The 20759-nt window shown below is 63.4% G+C and carries 21 protein-coding genes; 14 read left to right on the top strand and 7 right to left on the bottom strand.

The features are described from left to right. The first annotated feature begins 36 nt into the window (after positions 1–36). From BM269_RS08020 to BM269_RS29005, 4 genes are all read left to right on the top strand, one after another. Entirely contained in the window at positions 37–2682 is a 2646-nt protein-coding gene (locus tag BM269_RS08020; protein ID WP_090436489.1) for an ATP-binding protein, read from the top strand. A 150-nt stretch (positions 2683–2832) separates the two neighbouring features. Beyond that, complete coding sequence (locus BM269_RS08025) at positions 2833–3087, top strand: hypothetical protein (RefSeq protein ID WP_090436490.1); 255 nt, start codon at positions 2833–2835, stop codon at positions 3085–3087. Then, positions 3071–3949 (top strand): MbnB/TglH/ChrH family RiPP precursor modification enzyme, encoded by an 879-nt coding sequence (locus BM269_RS08030; protein ID WP_090436491.1) that lies wholly within the window; start codon positions 3071–3073, stop codon positions 3947–3949. The genes BM269_RS08025 and BM269_RS08030 overlap by 17 nt, the downstream gene beginning before the upstream one ends. A gap of 2 nt (positions 3950–3951) precedes the next feature. After that, the gene (locus BM269_RS29005; RefSeq protein WP_139232687.1) at positions 3952–4560 is read left to right on the top strand and encodes a hypothetical protein; all 609 of its coding nucleotides are present in this window, start codon (positions 3952–3954) and stop codon (positions 4558–4560) included. Here the strand turns inward: BM269_RS29005 and BM269_RS08035 are convergent. Further along, positions 4446–5348, bottom strand: a complete 903-nt coding sequence (locus tag BM269_RS08035) for a LysR family transcriptional regulator (protein ID WP_090436492.1) — start codon at positions 5346–5348, stop codon at positions 4446–4448. The two genes, BM269_RS29005 and BM269_RS08035, sit on opposite strands and share 115 nt — an antisense overlap. Positions 5349–5485: 137 nt before the next feature. On the opposite strand from BM269_RS08035, the gene BM269_RS08040 reads away from it, so the two are divergent. Genes BM269_RS08040 through BM269_RS08065 form a run of 6 tightly spaced genes read left to right on the top strand, consistent with a single transcriptional unit; the run spans position 5486 to position 11063 of the window. Then, the gene (locus tag BM269_RS08040; RefSeq protein ID WP_090436493.1) at positions 5486–6352 is read left to right on the top strand and encodes an alpha/beta fold hydrolase; all 867 of its coding nucleotides are present in this window, start codon (positions 5486–5488) and stop codon (positions 6350–6352) included. Between the two features lie 3 nt (positions 6353–6355). Continuing rightward, positions 6356–7528: a substrate-binding domain-containing protein gene (locus tag BM269_RS08045; RefSeq protein ID WP_090436494.1), complete on the top strand. Its 1173-nt coding sequence runs from the start codon at positions 6356–6358 to the stop codon at positions 7526–7528. A 13-nt stretch (positions 7529–7541) separates the two neighbouring features. Then, entirely contained in the window at positions 7542–8291 is a 750-nt protein-coding gene (locus BM269_RS08050) for an ABC transporter ATP-binding protein (protein ID WP_211482673.1), read from the top strand. Beyond that, positions 8284–9006 carry an ABC transporter ATP-binding protein gene (locus BM269_RS08055; protein ID WP_090436496.1) on the top strand — a complete coding sequence of 241 codons (723 nt, stop codon included), beginning with the start codon at positions 8284–8286 and terminating at the stop codon, positions 9004–9006. Before BM269_RS08050 ends, BM269_RS08055 begins: the two co-directional genes overlap by 8 nt. 13 nt (positions 9007–9019) lie before the next feature. Then, the gene (locus BM269_RS08060) at positions 9020–9994 is read left to right on the top strand and encodes a branched-chain amino acid ABC transporter permease (RefSeq protein ID WP_090436497.1); all 975 of its coding nucleotides are present in this window, start codon (positions 9020–9022) and stop codon (positions 9992–9994) included. A gap of 1 nt (position 9995) precedes the next feature. Next, on the top strand, positions 9996–11063 hold the full coding sequence (locus BM269_RS08065) for a branched-chain amino acid ABC transporter permease (RefSeq protein ID WP_170860317.1): 1068 nt from the start codon (positions 9996–9998) through the stop codon (positions 11061–11063). Here BM269_RS08065 and BM269_RS08070 read toward each other — a convergent pair. Genes BM269_RS08070 through BM269_RS08080 form a run of 3 tightly spaced genes read right to left on the bottom strand, consistent with a single transcriptional unit; the run spans position 11032 to position 13173 of the window. Next, positions 11032–11823: a substrate-binding periplasmic protein gene (locus BM269_RS08070; RefSeq protein WP_090436498.1), complete on the bottom strand. Its 792-nt coding sequence runs from the start codon at positions 11821–11823 to the stop codon at positions 11032–11034. The two genes, BM269_RS08065 and BM269_RS08070, sit on opposite strands and share 32 nt — an antisense overlap. A 3-nt stretch (positions 11824–11826) precedes the next feature. Beyond that, on the bottom strand, positions 11827–12450 hold the full coding sequence (locus BM269_RS08075; RefSeq protein WP_090436499.1) for a glutathione S-transferase family protein: 624 nt from the start codon (positions 12448–12450) through the stop codon (positions 11827–11829). A gap of 24 nt (positions 12451–12474) precedes the next feature. Next, on the bottom strand, positions 12475–13173 hold the full coding sequence (locus tag BM269_RS08080) for a glutathione S-transferase family protein (RefSeq protein WP_090436500.1): 699 nt from the start codon (positions 13171–13173) through the stop codon (positions 12475–12477). Positions 13174–13639: 466 nt separating this feature from the next. Here BM269_RS08080 and BM269_RS08085 point away from each other — a divergent pair, with 466 nt between their 5' ends. Continuing rightward, a complete protein-coding gene (locus BM269_RS08085; RefSeq protein WP_229204543.1) occupies positions 13640–14266 on the top strand; it encodes a YceI family protein in 627 nt (208 codons plus the stop codon). Here the strand turns inward: BM269_RS08085 and BM269_RS08090 are convergent. After that, positions 14250–14879, bottom strand: a complete 630-nt coding sequence (locus BM269_RS08090; protein ID WP_090436502.1) for a LysE family translocator — start codon at positions 14877–14879, stop codon at positions 14250–14252. The two genes, BM269_RS08085 and BM269_RS08090, sit on opposite strands and share 17 nt — an antisense overlap. Before the next feature lie 161 nt (positions 14880–15040). On the opposite strand from BM269_RS08090, the gene BM269_RS08095 reads away from it, so the two are divergent. The 3 genes from BM269_RS08095 (at position 15041) to BM269_RS08105 (ending at position 18299) form a co-directional block, all read left to right on the top strand. Continuing rightward, positions 15041–16693, top strand: coding sequence for an ATP-binding protein (locus tag BM269_RS08095; RefSeq protein ID WP_229204544.1), 1653 nt, complete (start codon positions 15041–15043; stop codon positions 16691–16693). After that, positions 16690–17307, top strand: a complete 618-nt coding sequence (locus tag BM269_RS08100) for a phosphohydrolase (RefSeq protein ID WP_090436504.1) — start codon at positions 16690–16692, stop codon at positions 17305–17307. The genes BM269_RS08095 and BM269_RS08100 overlap by 4 nt, the downstream gene beginning before the upstream one ends. Positions 17308–17600: 293 nt before the next feature. Further along, complete coding sequence (locus tag BM269_RS08105; protein ID WP_229204545.1) at positions 17601–18299, top strand: PleD family two-component system response regulator; 699 nt, start codon at positions 17601–17603, stop codon at positions 18297–18299. A 286-nt stretch (positions 18300–18585) separates the two neighbouring features. On the opposite strand, the gene BM269_RS08110 is transcribed toward BM269_RS08105, so the two are convergent. Together BM269_RS08110 and BM269_RS08115 are read right to left on the bottom strand one after the other, a co-directional pair. After that, positions 18586–18789, bottom strand: coding sequence for a hypothetical protein (locus BM269_RS08110; RefSeq protein WP_090436505.1), 204 nt, complete (start codon positions 18787–18789; stop codon positions 18586–18588). Positions 18790–18998: 209 nt separating this feature from the next. Next, entirely contained in the window at positions 18999–20759 is a 1761-nt protein-coding gene (locus BM269_RS08115) for an amidohydrolase (protein ID WP_090436506.1), read from the bottom strand.

Raw genomic sequence — 20759 nt, forward strand, 5'->3', positions numbered from 1 at the left:
CGCTGACAGGAATATGATGGCAGTGAGGAGAGCCAGATGCTGCTCGAGCGCGAAAGGCAATTGCAGGATTTGCAGCGGCTTGCCAGCCGCGTTAGCTCAGGCGCGGGCGGAATGGCGCTGGTGCTGGGTGAAGCCGGCATTGGCAAGTCTTCCCTGCTGCAAGCCTTTGCTGCGCCGCTGAAGGGCGAATTCTTCGTCCTGCAAGGCGCGTGCGAAGACCTGTCCACGCCGCGCGTGCTGGGCCCCCTGCGCGACTTTGCGCCGGCACTGGGCCCCGACGTGGTGTCCACCATCGACAATGCCGGCAGTCCCGACATCCTGATGCCGATGCTGCTGGGGCATCTTGCCTCGCAACCGCGGCCGGTGCTGGTGATGTGCGAAGACTTGCACTGGGCCGACCAGGCCACGCTGGACCTGCTCAAGTACCTGGCCCGCCGCATCGCCGACCAGCACATCATGTTGCTGGCCAGCGCCCGTAACGATGAGCTTCCACCCGACCATGCCTTCTGGCGCTGGGCCGGCGACTTGCCGCCCGCCAGCACCCAACGCTTCGACCTGCCGCCCTTGTCGCCCGATGCGGTCGCCACGCTGGCACGCGATGCCGACTGCGACCCCTCCGAGCTCTACCGCGTCACCGGCGGCAACCCCTTCTTCCTGTCCGAACTGCTGACCGACTGCAGCCGGGACCCCAGCCATTTGCCGGCCTCGGTGCGCGACGCGGTCTGGGCCCGTACCTCGCGCCTCGATGGCAAGGTGCGCACCGTGCTGGAGCTGGTCAGCGTCAGTCCGGTGGCCCTGGAAGAGCGCTTGCTGGAAGCCTTGCTGGGCGATGATGGACACGATGCCATCGACGGCAGCGTCGACAGCGGCCTGCTGCAGCGCGCCGGTCACGGCCTGTTGTCGTTCCGCCACGAACTGGCGCGCCAGGCGGTGTTGAGCGGACTGCGTCCCGCAGCCACCCGTGCCTTGCACAAACGCTTGTGCAGCGCCCTGACCGAACAGGCGCAGCCCCATGCCCGCATCGAACTGGCGCGGCTGGTCCACCATGCGACCGGGGCGCAGGATGCGCATATGGTGCTGCAACTGGCGCCGCGCGCGGCGCGCCAGGCGGCGCGGCTGGGCGCACACCGCCAGGCGGCGGCCCACCTGGCAAGCGCGCTGCAGTTCGTGGACGCGGTGGGCTGGACCGGCGAAGCCGCCCAGCTTTACGAGGACTGGGCCTACGAAGCGGGCTTGCTGCGCATCGACGAACGCCTGATCGAAGCGCGCTTGAAAGCGATCGCGCTGTGGCAAAGCGTGGAGCGGCCGGACAAGGTCGGGCTGAACCTGCGCTGGCTGGCGCGCACCCATTGGTACCGCGGCGAGGCGAAGGAAGCGGAGCGTTATGGGCTGGAAGCGATCCGCACGCTGGAGCAACTGCCGAACAGCAAAGAGCTGGCCATGGCCTACAGCATGCGATCCCAGCACCAGCTATTGCAAGACCATCCCGCGTCGGCCATCGAATGGGGCCACCTGGCGCTGGAACTCGCGACGGCGCTGGACGACCATGACACGCGCGTCCATGCGCTGACCAATATCGGCAGCGCCAAACTGTTCCTGGGCGACGACAGCGGCCAGCAAGACCTGGCCGACGGCCTGCAATGCGCCCTGGCCCAGCACCTGCACGAACACGCGGCGCGCATCTACAGCAACTGGGTCGAATACGCGGTGGTGTTCAAGCAGTTCGCCCTGGCCGAACGCCTGCTGGCCGAAGGCTTCAGCTACCACCGCGAACATGAACTGGACGCCTGGGTGCATTACCTGACCGGCTGGCAGGCGCAACTCCACCTGGACAAGGGCGAGTTTGCCCAGGCGGCCGCGCTGGCGCGGCAGGTGCTCGCCCTGCCCGACCTGAGCCTGGTGATGCGGCTGCCGGCATTGACCGTGCTGGGCCGCACGCTGTCGCGCCAGGGCGAGGAGGAGGCCGCGCGCTGCCTGCAGGAAGCGCTGCAGTGGGCCCGCGCCACCGGCGAATCGCAACGCCTGCTGCCGGTGCTGCTGGCGCTGACGGAAGCGGCCTGGCAGGTGCAGGACCTGGATAGTTGCCGCCGTTGGCTGGATGAAATCGGCCGGTTCGACCTGTCCGGCGTGAATGCCTGGGACCTGGCGGAAGTCGGTGCCTGGCAGCGGCGGGCGGCGATCGCGCCGGCCGATCGCGAACAGGCGGCAGCCGCCCCGCGGCCGCGCGCCGCGGAACACGCCGGCCATGGGCAGGCCGCCTGCGATGCCTGGCTGGCATTGGGCCTGCCGTTTGAAGCGGCCCTGGCCCTGCTTGACCTGCCGGGCGACGCGGCAGCACAGGCCATGCCCAAGGCCGTCGCGCTGCTGGAGCAGATCGGCGCCGCACCGGCGGCGGCCTTGGCGCGGCAGCGCGCCCGTGCCTGCGGCGCGCAGGCACAGTTGCCCAAGTCGCGGCGCGGTCCTTACGCCGCAGCGCGCGATCACCCGAGCGGCCTGACCCGTCGCGAAGCACAGGTACTCGAACTGCTGCTCGATGGGCTCAGCAATTTGGAGATCGCCCAGCGCCTGTGCCGTTCCGAACGCACCGTCGAGCACCACGTTTCCACCCTGCTCGGCAAACTGGGGGCCACCACGCGCCTCGACTTGCTGCGCCGGCCACCTGCCCCGCTGCATAAAAACTAGGTGCTGGCATTCCGGAATTTGGGTGCCAGTACCAATTCGCCGCGCCCGCTTGCCGCCTAAAGTGACTTCCATGGAAAGCACGGGGCGCGGTCCATAGCCTGGTCCGAAGGGCCCGCCCCCTCCCCGATACCGGACCGCCTGGAGATCGTCATGGAAGAACTACGCCAGATCAATGCCAAGAAAAACCATCTCAAAATCGTCGTCAGCGAAGGCAAGGTCACACTGGAAGAATTGCACAAAGCGCTCGATATCGCCGTGGCACAGATGGTGCCCAAGGGCGGCTGCAACTGCGGCCTGACAGGCTTCGACCTGACCTTCCTGCGCGGCGACCCGGCGATCGGCCGCGTGCTGCGCGAAGTGCCGCACATCGAAGGCGCGGTGCTGGAACATGAACTCCGCGGCTAAACTGGCTGCGCGCGACCCACGCCCTGCCTTGGGCGTGGGGGTCAGCTATGAGGGGCGCGATCCGGCGCTGCTCGAGATGATGCTGCCGCACGTGGACATCATCGAAGTTACGCCGGAAACCATGGCGGTGGCCGACGGCGACAAGATTTCGCTGGACAAGGGCATCCTGGCCGAACTGAAAAATATCGATCGCGAAAAGAACATCGTGGTGCATGGCGTCAGCCTGTCCATCGGCTCGCACGACGGCTGGTCGCCGACCTACCTGCACTTGCTCGATGAATTGATGGACCAGGTGCGGGTGCGCTGGCACAGCGAGCACCTTGGCTACACGCGGGTCGACGGCGAGCACCTCGGCATCATGCTGGCCATGCCGCGCACCGAGCAATCGGCGGAACTGGTCACACAAAGGGCCTGGTGCCTGCAGCAGCGCTACGGGGTGCCCTTCCTGCTGGAGAATATCGTGCACGTGGTGCCCGACTGCCCGGCCGACTACAGCGATGCCGGCTTCCTCAACGCGGTCGCGCGCGACAGCGGTTGCGGCCTGATCCTGGACGTGTACAACCTGGAATGCGATGAACATAACCATGCGCTCGATATCCAGGCCTTCCTGGCGGAGCTCGATGGGCGCCATGTGAAGGAGCTGCACGTGGCGTGCGGCGTGCAGCACAATGGCCTGATGCTCGATGTGCATTCGCGCCTGCCGCGCCCTTGCACCATGGACCTGGCGCAGCAAGTCCTGCGCGAGGTGGCGACCGAGGCGGAAGTGATCGTATTCGAGTTCATGCCGGAAGCCGTGCCCGGCCTGGGCAATGCGGCCATCGCCGACACCCTTCAGCAAATGCGGCAGCGGGAATGGAGATGAATATGGACCTTGCCAGCCACCAGCGCATCCTGCTTGGCCTGATGCGCTCCACTTACCAGCCCGGCGCCGGCGATGCGCCCTATTACCACCGCGTCGCCGGGTCGCCGGACTTGCAGGAAGCGCGCGGAAATGTGCTTCTATGGCGGATCTATGTGCTGGAGCGCACCTGTGTGCTGACGGTTGAATTGCTGCGCCAGGCCGAGGTGCTGGAAGAAGCGCTGCAGGCCTTCATCCGGCAGGAGAATATCTCGCCGTTCCGCGAGTACCAGCCGCTGGCCTTCCTCGACTTCCTGGGCGGGCACGCCGACCCGCTGGTCGTTTCAGTGTCCCAATTCGAACTGGCGCTGATGAAGGTGCGCGAAGGCGATCCTTGCCACTACGTTGTCGACTGGAGCTACGATCCCGGGCCCATACTGCAGGCGCTGGCGCAGCGCGAGCCATTGCCGGACCGGGCCGATCCCGACCTGCACCGGACCGAAATTTCGAGCGATCTGCCTTATCTGTTCGAGATAAAAAGGTTGGCGCGCGATTCGGCGAACGAACGGAGCAAGTTCCACACGGCCCTGACCCGCGGCAGCCGGTACAAGTCGACCGGCGCCACCAGCCAGTAGGCGCGCTCCACGAAAACCTCATCCTGCAATACCGGCACCAGGCGGCCGTCGGTCGCCATATACGGTGGTGCCATCATCAGGCCCAGGCCGGCGGCGGCGGCTTCGGCCTGCGCCAGCATGCCGGTGCAGCACAGGCGCCGGCGCGGGTTGACGCCCAGTTCGTCGAGGAAGTTCAACTCATTGCTGGCCAGGCGATCCTGCACATAGTCGACAAAATCATGGCCAACCAGGTCGCTGCGTTTCAGGATAGGCGGGTGGCGCGCCAGGTAGTCCGGCGAACCGTACACGTAAAGCCGGAATGACGCCAGGCGCGTCACCATGTAGCGGCCGGTGTTGGGTGCATCCAGCGTGACGCCAAGATCGGCCTCGCGGCTGGCCAGGTTGGCAAAGCGCGGCTGCACCAGCAAGTCGACCGACAGCTCGGGATAATCTTGCAGGAATTGCGCCAGCAGCGGCGTAATGAAGCGTACGCCCAGCGCTTCCGGCACACCCAGGCGCACCACGCCGCGAATCGCGACCTCGGTACCGGACAACTGGCCCTGCGCTGCCAGTACCGCGCTTTCCATCGCCTCGGCATGCGGCAGCACGGCATGCCCCATCTCCGTCAATTCGTAGCCTTCGCGCGAGCGGTCGAACAAGGTGGCGCCCAACTGCTGCTCCAGGCGGTCGATGCGGCGCGAGACCGTGGTGTGCTCCACCTCCAGCCTGCGCGAGGCGCCGGACAAGGTGCCGGAGCGCGCCAGCTCCAGGAAGAAGCGCAAGTCAGTCCATTCGGGCAGGGTTTTCATGCGGGGTATTGTGCATCATTTTCCCGCGTCATAGTGTTGCTGTGCAAAATTGCACACACAGTGGGCGCGGCCGCCGGTTCCAGCTTCGATGCATTTCTTGCACACTGCACGCTCCTGCAACGCTGCCCACGAGGACCATGTATTCCGAGATCAGCTACACCAGCGACGACGGCCTGCGCCTGTATGCGCGCGACTATCCTGCCGCCAGCGGCCCTGCGCGCCTGCCCGTGATCTGCATTCACGGCCTGACCCGTAATTCGGCCGATTTCGAAGACGTCGCGCCATGGATCGCGGCCCAGGGCCGCCGCGTGATTGCCGTCGACGTGCGCGGCCGCGGCAATTCCGAATACGATTCGCAGCCCGACCGCTACACCCCCATGGTCTATGCCAACGACGTGGTCAAGCTGGCGCACGACCTGGGCATCGAGCGCGCCGTGTTCATCGGCACCTCGATGGGCGGCTTGATCACCATGACCCTGGCCCTGCGCAAATCGCCGCTGATCGCAGCGGCGGTCCTGAACGACGTCGGTCCGACGTTGTCCGAACGCGGCCTGTCGCGTATCCGGAGCTATACCGGCAAGGGCGAGCAGTTCACGAGCTGGCAGCAGGCTGCCGATTACATCAGCGGCATCAACGCAGTCGCCTTTCCCGCCAACTCGGCCCGGGAATGGGAACGCTGGGCGCGCCGCGCCTTCCGCGAGGAAGGCGACGGCACCCTGGCGATGCGCTACGACCCGAATATCGCCGTGCCGATCCGCGCCAACAAACTGCGATCGACTTCCATGGCGGCGCACTTCGCCTTCCGCCGCCTGGCGCGCCGCCGGCCGACCATGCTGATCCGCGGCGCGCTGTCGGACTTGATCGAGCCGGCGCAGGCCAATGCGATGCGTGCTGCCGCACCGCGCATGCTGTATGCTGAGGTGCCCGATGTCGGCCACGCGCCGATGCTGTCCGAGCCCGCTGCGCAAGAAGCGCTGCGCAACTTCCTCGCCAGTGTGGATTAATCGATGAAAAAGCTGATACCGCTGTTGCTCGCCTGGGCGCCGCTCATGGCCGGCGCGCAGGAACTGAAGGTTGCACTCATCGCCGGTAAAACCGGCATCCTCGAGCCGTACGCCAAGGAGACCGAGACCGGTTTCATGATGGGTCTTGAATACCTTACCGGCGGCAGGATGGAAATCAACGGCCGCAAGCTGAAAGTCTTCGTCAAGGACGACCAGAGCAAGCCGGACCTTGGCCGCACGCTGCTGGCCGAGGCCTATGGCGACGACCAGGTCGATATCGCCGTCGGCACCAGCTCCTCCGGCTCCGCCATCGCCATGCTGCCCATCGCGGCGGAATACAAAAAAGTCCTGATCGTGGAGCCTGCGGTGGCCGACGCGATCACCGGCGCCAAATGGAACAAGTACATCTTTCGCACGGCCCGCAACTCCATGCAGGATGGCCTGGCCGCCGCCTCCACCTTCAAGCAAGGCAGCGTGGCCTTCCTGGCGCAGGACTACGCCTTCGGCAAGGACGCCGTGGCTGCGGCGCGCGAAGCGCTGCAGCTGACCGGCTCCAGAGCCAACATCGTGCATGAGGAATTCGCACCGCAGAACGCGACCGACTTCACCGCCTCGGCACAGCGCCTGTTCGACAAGCTGAAAGATGCCCCACAACCGCGCGTGCTGCAGATCATCTGGGCCGGCCCGAACCCGATGAACAAGATCGCCGACATGAAACCGGAGCGCTATGGCATTACGCTGGCGCCGGGCGGCAATATCCTGCCGGTTCTGAAGACCTGGAAATCGTTCGCCGGCACCGAGGGCACCATCTATTACTACTACAACTTCCCGAACAACAGGATGAACGACTGGTTCGTGGCCGAGCACCAAAAGCGCTACAAGAAACCGCCGGATATGTTCACGGCGGGCGGCTTTAGCGCAGCCAGTGCGGTCTACACCGCCCTGGCCAAGACGGGCGGCGGCGACGCGCAGAAGATGATCGCCGCCATGGAAGGCATGGAATTCGACACGCCGAAAGGCAAAATGCGCTTCCGCAAGGAAGACCACCAGGCCATGCAGCCTATGTACCACTTCCGCATCAAGAAGGACCAGAAAAGCGAATGGGACTTGCTGGAACTGGTGCGCGAAATCCCGGCGTCCGAGCTGCCGGTCCCGATCAAGAACAAGCGGCGTTGATCCAATGACTCCATTGCTGTCCACACGCGGGCTGACCATCCGCTTCGGAGGCCACACGGCCGTCGATAACGTCAGTGCCGACTTCCAAGCGGGCCAGTTGACGGTGATCGTCGGCCCGAACGGCGCCGGCAAGACCACCTACTTCAACCTGATGTCCGGCCAGTTGCCCGCCACCAGCGGCAAGGTCCTGCTGCGCGGTGAAGACATCACGCGCAGCGGCCCGGCGGCCCGTACCCGCAAGGGTATCGGCCGCGCGTTCCAGCTCACCAACCTGTTCCCCCACCTGTCCGTGCACGAGAATATACGACTGGCAGTGCAGGCGCGTGCCCAGGCCGGCATGAAGCTGTGGTCGACCTGGTCCAGCCACAAGGAGCTGATCGCGCGCGCCGACCACTACCTGGGGCGCGTGGCGCTGGCGGCGCGGCGCGATACGCCGGTAACCGCACTGTCGCACGGCGACAAGCGCAAGCTGGAAGTGGCCATCATGCTTGCGCTGGAGCCGGACGTGATGATGTTCGACGAGCCAACCGCCGGCATGAGCGTGGACCAAGTGCCGGTGGTGCTGGACCTGATCCAGCAGGTCAAGGCAGAGCGCAACAAGGCCGTGCTGTTGGTCGAACACAAGATGGACGTGGTGCGTGCGCTGGCCGACCGTATCATCGTGCTGCACAACGGCGCATTGGTGGCGGACGGCGAACCGGCCACTGTCATGTCTTCCGCCATCGTGCAGGAAGCTTACCTGGGGACTGCGCAACATGACTGACGCCCTGCTCAGACTGTCCGGCGTGCACACGCACATCGGCGAATACCATATCCTGCAAGGCGTCGACCTGGTGGTGCCGCGCGGCGGACTGACGGTCCTGCTGGGCCGCAACGGCGCCGGCAAGACCACCACGCTGCGCACCATCATGGGCTTATGGCAGGCCAGCGCCGGCAAGGTCGAATTCAATGGCCGCGACATCGGCAAGCTGCGCACGCCGGATATCGCGCAGGCAGGCATTGCCTACGTGCCCGAATCGATGGCCGTGTTCAACGCCCTGACCGTGCGCGAGAATCTTTACCTTGCCGCACGCAGCGGGCCAATGGAGACGGCGCGGCTGGAATGGATTTTCTCCTTCTTCCCGGCACTGAAGAAGTTCTGGAACTACCCCGCCGGCAACCTGTCCGGCGGCCAGAAGCAGATGGTTGCCATTGCGCGCGCCATCGTCGAGCCGCGCGAACTGCTGCTGATCGACGAACCGACCAAGGGCCTGGCCCCCGCCATCGTCCAGAACCTGGCCGATGCGATCCGCCAGCTCAAGGGCCAGGCCACGGTGCTGCTGGTGGAGCAGAACTTCAACTTCGTGCGCCAGCTTGGCGATACCGTGGCTGTGATGGACGACGGCCGCATCGTCCATGGCGGTTCGATGGCCGAACTGGCCGCCGACCGCGCCTTGCAGGAGCGCTTGCTTGGCCTGGCCCTCGATTCACACCAATAAGGAGCCGCCCGCGATGCCTTCCGTCCCACGCGACTTCATTCCAATGCTCCTGGTGCCGGCCCTGATGCTGGCCATGCTGCCGCTGGTAGGCAGCATGCCTACCTGGGTCACCCTGACCGTGGCCGGGCTGGCGATGGGGATGATGATCTTCATCATGTCCAGCGGCCTGACGCTGGTATTCGGCCTGATGGATGTACTGAACTTCGGCCACGGCGCCTTTGTTTCCGTCGGCGCGTTTGCCGCAACACTGGTGCTGGTACCAATGCAAGGCTGGGTGGAGGCCGACTCTCTCGGCATGAACCTGGCTGCCCTGGGCCTCGCAATCGTGATGGCGATGGCCGTTACGGCCATCCTGGGCTGGGCCTTTGAGCGCGTCATCATCATGCCGGTGTACGGCCAGCACCTGAAGCAGATCCTGATCACGATGGGCGGCATGATCGTGGTCGAACAGTTGATCCACGTGATCTGGGGCGGGGACCATCATCCGATGCCCCTGCCGACCGCCCTGCGCGGCGCCCTCGTGGCAGGCGACGCGGCAATCGAAAAATATCGCCTGCTGGCAGTCGCAGTCGGCGTGCTGGTATTCATCGTGCTCACGCTGGTGCTGAACCGCACCAAGCTGGGTTTGCTGATCCGCGCCGGCGTCGAAAACGGCGAAATGGTCGAAGCGCTTGGCTACCGCATCCGCCGCCTGTTCGTAGCGGTGTTTGCAGCCGGCTCCGCGCTGGCAGGCCTGGGCGGGGTGATGTGGGGCCTGTACAAGGAAACGCTGACTGCCTCGATGGGTGGCGAAGTGATGGTCATGGTCTTCATCACGATCATCATCGGCGGCCTTGGGTCGGTCAGCGGCTGCTTCATCGGCGCACTGCTGATGGCCTTGACAGCCAACTACGCGGGCTTCCTGGCGCCCAAGCTGGCGCTTGTATCGCATATCGTGCTGATGATCGCCATCCTGCTATGGCGTCCCGCCGGCCTGTCGAGGAAATGAAATGCTGAACACCCTTCTTTCAGGCGACCTGCCGCGCAGCCGTGCGCTGTCCGTGTTGCTGCTTGTGGTCGTACTGGGGCTCGCGCTGGCCCCCTTCATCACCAGCGGCGCCCGCCCGCTCAATACCGCGGCCACCATCTGCATCTACATCGTGCTGGTCGCTTCATACGACCTGCTGATCGGCTACACCGGCATCGTGTCCTTCGCCCACACCATGTTCTTCGGCATCGGCGCCTACGGCGTCGGGCTCGGATTCGACAGCCCCGCTCCGGCCTGGGGCGGCATGGCGCTGGGTCTGGCCGCAGCGCTGGCGTTGACGCTGGTCCTGGCCTTCATCATCGGCCTGTTTGCACTGCGGGTACGCGCCATTTTCTACGCCATGATCACGCTGGCGGTCGCATCCTCATTCGCCGTACTGGCATCGCAAATGTCGGAGTGGACCGGCGGCGAAGACGGCAAGACCTTCGACGTGCCGGACCTGCTATCGCCGGCCAATGAGTTCGGCGAGTTCATGGGACGCATCGTGGACGGCAAGGTACTCACCTACTACATCGTGTTCTTCTGCGCGGTGCTGATCTTCCTGGCCCTGCTGCGCATCGTCAACTCGCCGTTCGGCCGCGTGCTGCAGGCGATCCGCGAAAACGAATTCCGTGCCGAAGCCCTGGGCTACCGCACCGTGGTGTACCGCATCGCGGCCAACTGCATCGGCGCCGTCGCCGCAGCCCTGGCCGGTGCGCTGATGGCGCTGTGGCTGCGTTATGTCGGGCCCAAGACCACGCTCGGCTTTGAGGTCATGACCGACATCCTCCTGATCGTCGTCATCGGCGGCATGGGCACCATGTATGGATCCGTCATCGGCGCCGCCCTGTTCATCCTGGCGAACAACTACCTCAAGTCCTTGATGGCGCAAGCAGCAGGTGCGGTGGCCGGCGTGCCATTGCTGGAAGCGGCCCTGCATCCGGACCGCTGGCTGCTGTGGCTCGGTATCCTGTTCATCCTTGCCATCTACTTCTTCCCGAGCGGGGTCGTCGGAAAATTCAGGCAAGAGGCAGCCCGGCCAGGTACTTAGCCACCAAGGCATCGGCCTTGCCGCTGCTGCGCAGTTCCTGCACGGCGCGCCGCAACTCCGTCGCCAGCGCTTCATCGGCGTTGCGGCGGCTCAGGTGCAAATGGATTTCACGCGACTGCACCGGCAGCGTTCCGCCCAGCCTGGCGCGTGGCACCCCGAGCAGGCGCATGGCATGGAACACCGCCAGCCGGGTGCCGATCGAAGCGTCGAGCCGCCCTTCCTGCAACATGCGGATGCCCTGCAACTGGTCGGTAATCTCATGCTTGCGATATTCATGGTCTTCCAGGAAGGCAGCGCCATAATCCGAGCCGCGCAACATCCCAACCGTGCGGCCTCGCAGGTCTTGCAGGCCCTCGAGCTTCAAACCTGCCCGGCCGATGGCGATAACTTCCGTCGTCCACAACATGCCCATGGGATCGGCCGCCTCCGCGATAGCGGAGTTTGACGTGGCGATCATCAGGTCTGCCTCGCCGGAACGCAGCATGGCGACGGCGCGGGCGTACGGGGCGACAGTGATCTCGACCTGGTGCCGCGTCTCGCGGGAAATAAGCTCAAGGGCCTCCACGAACAGGCCGGTCTTGCGGCCGCTGGCGTCCAGCGTGGCATACGGAGGAATGGCCAACGCCACTGCGCGTAAAGGCCGTGGCCTGGCGACGGCACGCGGCGGCCACGAGCCCGAAGCCATCGCTACCAGGGCGGCAGCCGCGCCGGACCAGCGGGCCATGCGGCCCAGCCAGCGCCGGCGCTGTACCGCGTTCATCGCTCAAGCCCCGGCAGCGGCGCTTGGGCGCCCGGCGATGCGGTCGCGCCAGGCCTGCAGGTGCACCAGCCCGTGATCGGACGGACGGAATTTCATCAGCCCGCGCGCGAATTCGATCGCGCAAAAACCGGTGATATCGGCAATCGTGAAACGTTGTCCCGCCACGAAAAGCTGCCCTGCCAGCACCGCGTCCAGCCATTTCGCATTCTCCCGGAACTTCTCGCCCTGCGAAGCGCCGAAGTCGGGAAACTGCGGATTCTCGATCGGCGCAAAGCCGGGATGTGAATGGCGGATGCTGTTCGCTGCAATGGCAAACAGGTGCAGCTCCATGCGGCGGTCGGCCATTTCGATAAAGGCGCGTTCTTCCGGCCCCTCACCCATCAAATTCGGCGTCGGGTGCAGGCCTTCCAGGTAGGTGCAGATGGCGCGCGTTTCGCACAGGATGCGGCCGTCGTCCAGCTCCAGCGCCGGTACGCGGCCGAATGGATTCACGGCCAGGTAAGTCTCGCTGCGATGTTCGCCCTTGCCCAGGTCGACTGCTTGCAGGTCCAGCTGAATGCCCTTTTCCGCCATGAACATGGCGACGCGGCGCGGGTTGGGGGCACGGGCGGCGGTATACAGCTTCATCAAGTCTCCTCTTGTTTTAATTATTCAGCGCGATTGGCCGGTTTCCAGCATTTTGCGCGCCTCGGCGGCAAATTGCTCGACTTTATCCGGGCTGTCTGCGCGCTCCAACACGTTGCTGGGCGGCTGCTCGATCCCGCGCAACACGGCGGGCCGGGCGCGAATCTGGCGTATCCAGCGCTGCAGGTGGGGCAATCCCCCGGTGTCGACGCCTGACCAGCGGTGGGTGCGCACCCAGGCCCAGTTGGCGATATCGGCGATCGAATACTCGCCGGCCAGGAATTCATGGTGGGCGAGGCGGTCGTCCAGCACGTGGAACAAGCGGCGGCATTCGCCCTGGTAGCGGTCGATGGCAGGTTGGATCTTCTCGGGGAAATAGCGGTAGAACACATTGGCCTGGCCCATCATCGGGCCGATGCCGCCCATCTGGAACATCAGCCATTGCAGCACCAGCGAGCGGCCCTTGGCGTCCGGCGGCATCAGGCGTCCGCTCTTTTCGGCCAGGTAGATCAGGATGGCCCCGGATTCGAACACCGCAAAGTTGTCGTTGGCGCGGTCGATGATGGCCGGGATGCGGCCATTCGGATTGATGGCCGTGAACCAGGGCTCCTTCTGCTCTTTCTTGCCCAGGTCGAGCACATGCAGTTCGTAAGGCAGCGCCAGCTCTTCGAGCGCAATCGAAATCTTATGGCCGTTCGGCGTCGCAGCTGTGTACAGGTCGATCATCGGGAATCCTTAATTCGCGTCGAGGCGCAAAGGATAACCTGCAGCGGCAAAAAAAAACCGGCCAATTTGGAGGGGCCGGTGAAAAACGCTTTTTAGGGCGCGGGGATAGAAGAAACCGTGCCGGATTGAGGAATCCGGCAACCCGGCGTACAGGGATGCTGTGCGCTATGGACGTACTTTGCCAGCTTTCGTCCGGCCAAGGCTTAGGAGTTCATTAAGGAATCAAATATGCCGGGCAAAAAATACCCGCGTCTTCGCGCGGCTCAAAAAAAATACCCGCGTCTTTGCGCGGGTTAAGGGATTCAAATCGGGAGAGATTTGAAAGTGCAAGGGGATATTCTCGAAAACGAAAACATCACGACTTCGTTTAAGATAGTACACTTTTTAAATTAGAAACTCTCCAATAGTCACAATGCGAAAAAAAATTTGCAAATGGACTTTTCGCACCGCGCTTTCTGCAGTGGTTGTGGCCATTTCCGCCTGCGGCACCCCGCCTCCCGCACCACCTGCCGCCGCCCCGGCACCAGCGGCTCCGTCGCTGCAGGCCAGCCAGGCGGCGCACCGCATTGTGGCTGGCGAATCGCTGATCGCCATCACAGTCCGCCGCGGCGGGCCGCTGGCGCGCATGGGGCACGATCACCTGGTTGCCACCCGCCAGATCGAGGGTTTCGTGGACCTCGAACAGGGCCGTACTGAATTGCGCTTCCGCCTCGACCAGCTCACGGTCGACGAAGCTGCGCTGCGCAAGGAAGCCGGGCTTGCGACCCAGCCCTCCGCCGACGCCATCGATGGCACGCGCAGGAATATGTTCAGCAAGGTGCTGCAAGCGCAGGCTTACCCCTGGGTGCTGGTGCGAGCCGCGTTCGAAGCGGGAATGAAAGACAGGTTGCGCGTGGAAGTCACCCTGCACGGCGTGACGCGCTCCTACCAGGTGCAGATGCAATTGCGCGAGGACGGCAGCACCGTGCTGGCCAACGGCGCCTTCACGGTGAAGCAGAGCGACTTCGGCATTACGCCGTTTGCCGTCTTTGGCGGCGCACTGGCCGTGAAAGACGAGCTGGAGCTGAAATTCGCGATCAGCGCGCGACGATAAGGCGCAATCCCAGGCCGACGAAAATCGCACCGGCGCCGCGGTCGAGCCACAGCCCGGCACGCGGATTGCGGTTGATCCACTTGCCCACGGCACCGGAAAAGTAGCCCAGCGCCCCGAACAGCAGGCAAGCCTGCATGGTAAAGATCAGGCCCAGTTGCGCGGTCTGCCAGCTGGCGTCGCCGCGCCCTGCCACCACGAACTGTGGCAGGAACGACAGGAAGAACAGCACCACCTTCGGATTGATCGCATTAGCGAACAAACCCTTGGCAAACAGCTTGCCCAAAGATTCTTCCGGCAGGGCCGCCTGGCCGACCTGGGCGCCGCCCTTGCTGCGCAGTGCGCCATATCCCATCCAGATGAGGTAGAGTCCCCCCGCAACCTTGAGTGCGGTAAAGGCTGTTGGCGATGCGGCAATCAGCGCGCCCACGCCCAGCGCGGCCAGCAGCGTGTGGCTCAGGCAACCCAGGGCGCAGCCCAGGCCGAACACCACGCCCTGCTTGCGTCCACGGGACATGCCCATACTTAAAACCATCAGGTTATCCGGGCCTGGGGAAACCGTAATGAGCATGGCGGCGGCCAGGAAGGCCAGCCCTTGTTCTGGAGAAATTAACATAGCCCGGATCATACACGAGTGCGCCGGGGCATAACAATTCAGTATCACGCCATGATTATTTGTCCATTACAATAATTGCTATTGAGGAGATCATTAATATTTTGTTTTCTTCGTTTGCATCGTTGATTGAACCAGTAGCGCCCCTGTTATTAATTCTGGGGTTGGCGGCGTTTATCCTGTTGATATGGGAGAACCGCAGCCTAAAGAAGCAACTGCAAGCGCGGGAAGCCGCGCTGAGGCAAACCCAGATTCAAAATGAGAAACTGGGCCGCCACCGCATCGACTTCCTGGCAGCCATGAGCCACGACATCCGCACGCCGCTGGCCGGCGTGATCGGCATGCTGAAGTTTGCCTTGCGCGACCGCACCATCGCCGACCGCACCGGTGAATACCTGCGGATCGGGCTGAAGAACAGCGAAGCCCTGCTGGCCATCCTCAACGACTTGCTCGATTTCTCCCGCATCGACGCCGGCCGCCTGTCGATCAACACCCAGGACCTGGACCTGATCGACATCATCGACGAAGCCATCACCATCCTGCGCCCACAAGCCGACGCCAAGGCCCTGCTGCTGCGCTGCGAGTTGGCGCCGGGCCTGCCGCGCCACGTACAGGGCGACCCCAATCGCATCCGCCAGATCCTGCTCAACCTCCTGGGCAATGCCATCAAGTTCACGGAACGTGGCGAAGTACGGCTGCGCGCCTCGGGCGAAACAACCGACGGCCTGGCGCGCGTCAGCTTCAGCATTACCGACACCGGCCCCGGCATTCCATTGGAAATGCTGCCACGCCTGTTCCGTAAATTCGAGCCGGCCGACCTGTCGTCGACCCGCCGCGCCGATGGTCCCGGCCTTGGCCTGGCCATCTGCAAGGAGCTGGTCGACCTGATGGGCGGCCAGATTGAAGCAGACACCCGCCTCGGCAAAGGCACTACCTTGCGCTTCTCGCTGCCGCTCGCCTTGGGCGGACTGCCGGAGCAAGACCCGGTCAAGATCCCGGTCCACCTGCGCCATGCCTACCGCCTGCGTGTGCTGTGCGCGGAAGACGTTCGCACCAACCAGATCATCATCAGTACCCTGCTGGAAGGCATGGGTCACGAAGTGGTGGTCGTCGAAAACGGCCTGGAAGCGCTGCGCGCCCTGAACCAGCACGATTTCGATATGGTGCTGATGGATGGCCGCATGCCGCAAATGGACGGCGAGCAGGCCACGCGCCTGATACGCCGTGGCGGCAGCCAGGACCATCCTTCGCGCGATCCGCTGATCCCGATCATTGCCCTCACCGCCAACGCCAACGACCTTGACCGCGCACGCTACCTGTCGGCCGGCATGGACGCCTTCCTCAGCAAACCGGTCGACGAACGGCTGCTGTTCGACCAGCTCGACAAAACCATCGCCAAGTTGCTCAATCGCGGCCGCAGCCTGCCGCGCACCGCGCCCACGCTGGCCGAACTGGACGATATGTTCGGCGTGGCGCCGGCCAACCCTGCAATCCATATCCTGCCGCTCAGCGGCATGACGGCACGCCACCAGCAGCGCATCGCACAAGCCTTCCTGGAGGAAGCGCCGCGCCGGATGGACGAAGGCCGCCTGGGGCTGCAGAACGGCGATGGCGAAGCCGCCACCAGCGCCTTCCATGCGCTGAAAGGCAGTTGCGGCTACCTGAGCGCACCCGAACTGCACACCCTGTGCCATCAAATGGAAAAGGCCAGCGCCGCCGGCGACCTGGAAGCCGCTGCCGCACTGTTGCCCGAACTCGAAACGCTTATCCTGCAAGCTTGCAACGACCTGCGTCGCGACGATACGATAGCGGCATGACGACACAACGCGCCTGGGTGCGCATGCCATCCGGCCGGCGGCTGGACTTGCTCGATCCCACGCCCTTCGATTGGGACGACTCCGACCTTGCACTGGGGCTGGCGCGCACCTATCGCTGGGGCGGCCACTCGGCCTGGCCACTGCCCCTCTCCGTCGCCCAGCATTCGATCACGGTGCTGCAATTGAGGCGCCTGTGGTCGCCCACTCCACTCGACCCGCTGCGCTGCCTGCGCGAGTTGCTGCACGACGCGGAAGAAGGCTTGCTTGGCTTCGATTGCATCTCGGTGCTCAAGCCCTTCCTCGGCGACAGCTTCCGCGAACTGAGCCAGCGGTTGGAACAGGCCGTGTTCCTGCGCTATGGCCTGCCGGCCTGGACGCCGAAGGAATACCAGGTCCACAAGCGGGCCGACCGCCTGGCAGCGGCCAGCGAAGCCGTCCATGTGGTGGGCTGGAGCAATGATGAAGTGCGGCGCACATTGAAGATTACCGCCGTGCCCTTGCAGGAAGATCCCTTGCAGGCCTTGTATGGAGAAAACGCCTGGGAACCCTGGGCGCCGGGCCTGGCCTGCGAGCGCTTCCTGAACGAACTGGACCGCCTCAAGGCAGCAGCTTGATAGTCCGGATGATAAAATTGCCGTAATACGAAGTTTTTAAAGAGGAAATTCCAGTTATCCACTTCCACTGTGGATAAGCATGTGGAAAAGGCGGTCTTGACAGCCCTTTTCGCCTTTAACGGCGCGGCTTTCAATAAATTGCCCAATTCTTTGGCAAGCAATTAGTTTGAATGAAATCAATGACTTAGCAAGATTGAGTGCATGCCTTCTTGCAACTCACTGAGCGTTCGGAAAATATTTTGACAAATGTTCCGGCGCGGAATAGTGTGTCCACAACCGACAAAGGAAAATGCATGGACGTGAAAGTTCCTGACGACGACGCAAGCGAAGGATGGATGATCGACGACGAGGCGCAAGCCAGCACCGCCGAACAGGCTCCAGGCGCCAATCCCGCCCCATGGCGGGTGCTGATCGTCGATGATGACGTTGACGTGCACGTGGTCACCAAGTTCTCACTCAGCAATGCATGCTTCATGGGGCGCCGCCTCAGCTTCCTGCACGCCTACTCCGGCGAAGAAGCCCTGACCACCCTGCGCAACAATCCCGACGTGGCCCTGGTGCTGCTGGACGTGATCATGGAAACCAGCGATGCCGGCTTGCGCGTGGCCAACCAGATCCGCTCCGAACTGAAGAATGAACTGGTGCGCATCGTGCTGCGGACCGGCCAGCCGGGCCAGGCGCTCGAGCACAGCATCATCCTCGATTACGATATCAACGATTTCTGGTGCAAGACCGACCTCACCACGCGCAAGCTGTTCACCACGGTGATTTCCTCGCTGCGCAATTACTCCGACCTGCAAATCCTGCAATCGCAGCTGGCCAGGTATAACCAGCACCGCGAACAATTTGCGGCGATCTTGCAGGGTCTGCAACATGGTGAAGCATGGTCGGGCCAACTGGTCATCGGCCAGCCTGCCTCAACTGTGGATATCCAGGTCCAGCCGGGTTCGGAAGCAGGCAGTTTCAAGGCCTCCGGGCACATCCTGAAATAACCACTGTACACGCGTACAGTATTTATTTTACCCTCATCTCGCCTCGAATTCCGCCGAAACTCCCGTAAGTGGCGGATTGAAAAGGGCTTTTCCAATTATCCACATTGTTTGTGGATATCTTTGTTGATAAGCAGGTCTTGACAAGGCAAACAGCCCGCAACGACGCCATTTCCAACAAACTGCCTGTTCAATGTGCAGAAAAAAGTACCCTAAGAATCAATGACTTAAAATATCACAAATTATCACCCGCATTCTTTAACTAATTAAAGTCGCTCGTTACTTGTCGTTAACTCTTGTGCATAACCTGAGCAGCCGCACGACGTTGCGCGGGCTGCAACAAGACGCGCTGGATGATGTGGGGAGCGATGTTATGGGACTTCATATACTCCACTGCGCACAAGGTGCTGAAACTGGCTTGCACCTCGATACCGCGGTCGACGATTGCACTGCGCGCCGCATCGACGCGTGGCAGGTATTGCAGCAGATCCATGGGAACACCTTCAGGCAGGATGGGCGGTCAAGGAAGTATCGGCCACGCCGCCAAGAAGTCAATGGCCCGCCCGCAACACCTACTGCTGAGTTCGTGTCCCACCCTGGGGTCACACCCAAAACAGGACACGGTCTCAGCCGACTATCTGCTGAGTTCGTGTCCCAATTCGGGTGTGACCCCAAGGTGGGACACGGGCTCGGGCGTGGGGTTTAGCGGTTTTGGTAGCCGCCGTAGTATTTGACGGGGCTCCAGTCGGGCTGCACGGGGGGCTGCTCGGGGGCATATTGGCCGAAGTCGGCGCCGGCGTGGACGATGCGGCCATTCACAACCGTGAGCGCGCTTTCCAGCGTCTTGATCTGCGCTTCGGGAATCTTGAAATAATCCTTCGGCAAGATCACCAGGTCGGCGTATTGGCCCTTGGCGATCTGGCCTTTCAGCTTTTCTTCGCCGCTGAACCAGGCGCTGCCCTGGGTCATCAGCTGCAGGGCTTCGTAGCGGCTTAGGCGGTCCTTCGTCCGCCACATCGGCATGCCGCCGGCGGTCTTGCCGGTCACCGCCCAATAAATCGATGGCCATGGTCCGTAGCTCGATACGCGCGTGCCGTCCGTGCCCAGGCCGACCGGGATCTTCATCTCCAGCATCTTGCGCAGCGGCGGCATCTGGCGCGTTTGCTCGCCATAGCGCTTCCAATAGTGCTCGCCCTGGAAGTACATGCGGTCCTGCACCGCCACGCCGCCGCCCAGTTTCTTCACGCGCGCCAGCTGTTCGTCGGTGATGGTCTCGGCGTGGTCGAAGAACCAGCGCAGGCCATTGAACGGCATGTCGCGGTTGACCTTTTCGATCACCCCCAGGTCACGCTCGATCGACTCGCCATAGGTGGCGTGGATGCGGAATGGCCAGCGGTTCTTCACCAGCAGACGCAGCACCTGCTCCAATTCACTCTCCATATGAGCCGGCATTTCGGGGCGCGGTTCGAGGAAGTTCTCGAAGTCGGCGGCGCTCCATACCAGGTTCTCCCCTGCCCCTTCGGTGTTGTAGCCATTGGGGTAGAACATATGGTCGTTGTGGTCCGGCTTGGCCGTGGCGAGCCAGCGCTGGTAGTCTTCCAGCTCCTTGCCCGGCTTCTGTGCGAACAGGTAGTAGGAGGTGCGTACAGTCAGCTTGCCGCCCTTGGCCAGCTCCAGGCTGACCGCATAGTCGTCGGGATAGGCCTGGCCGCCGCCGCCCGCATCAATGGCGCTGGTGACGCCAAGGCGATTCATCTCGCGGTAGTATTGGATGGTTGAATTCAGTTGCTGTTCGCGCGGCAGCGCGCCGGTCTTGCCCAGCGTGGAATACAGCACCATGGCGTTCGGCTTGGCGACCAGCAGGCCGGTCGGCTTGCCGTCGGCGCCCAGTTCGACCACGCCGTCCTTGTATCTGGTGTCCTTGTCGTAGCCCAGGACTTCGATGCCCTTCTTGTTCACGAAGCCAAGGCCGTACAGGTAGAGGATGAACACCGGTTTGTCCGGCACCGCATCATTCAGTTCTTCCAGCGTCGGCAGGCGCTTTTCTTCGAACTGGAATTCATTGAATCCCCCCACCACCTTGACCCACGCGCCGTCAGGCGTGCGGGCCGCCTGCTCGCGCAGCATCTGCATGGCGCGCTTCAGCGAGGTCACGCCATCCCAGCGCAGCTCGGCGTTGTAGTTGAGGCCCTGGCGGATGATGTGGAGGTGGGAGTCGTTCAGGCCAGGAATGACCGTGCGGCCGCCGGCGTCGATTACCTGCGTGCCCGGCTTCTTCAGCTTGAGCACCTGGGCATTGTTGCCCACTGCGGTAATCAGGCCGCCCTTGATGGCTACTGCCTGCGCAAAGGCTCCTTCGCGCGTCATCGTGGCGACTTTGCCGTTCGTGATGATCATGTCCGTCGCATAGGCCTGCGACAGACCGGCAGCCAGCAAGGCTGCGGCCAGCATCGGTCTGTTCAT

Source organism: Duganella sp. CF458 (genome assembly GCF_900113115.1).
GTDB lineage: Bacteria > Pseudomonadota > Gammaproteobacteria > Burkholderiales > Burkholderiaceae_D > Rugamonas.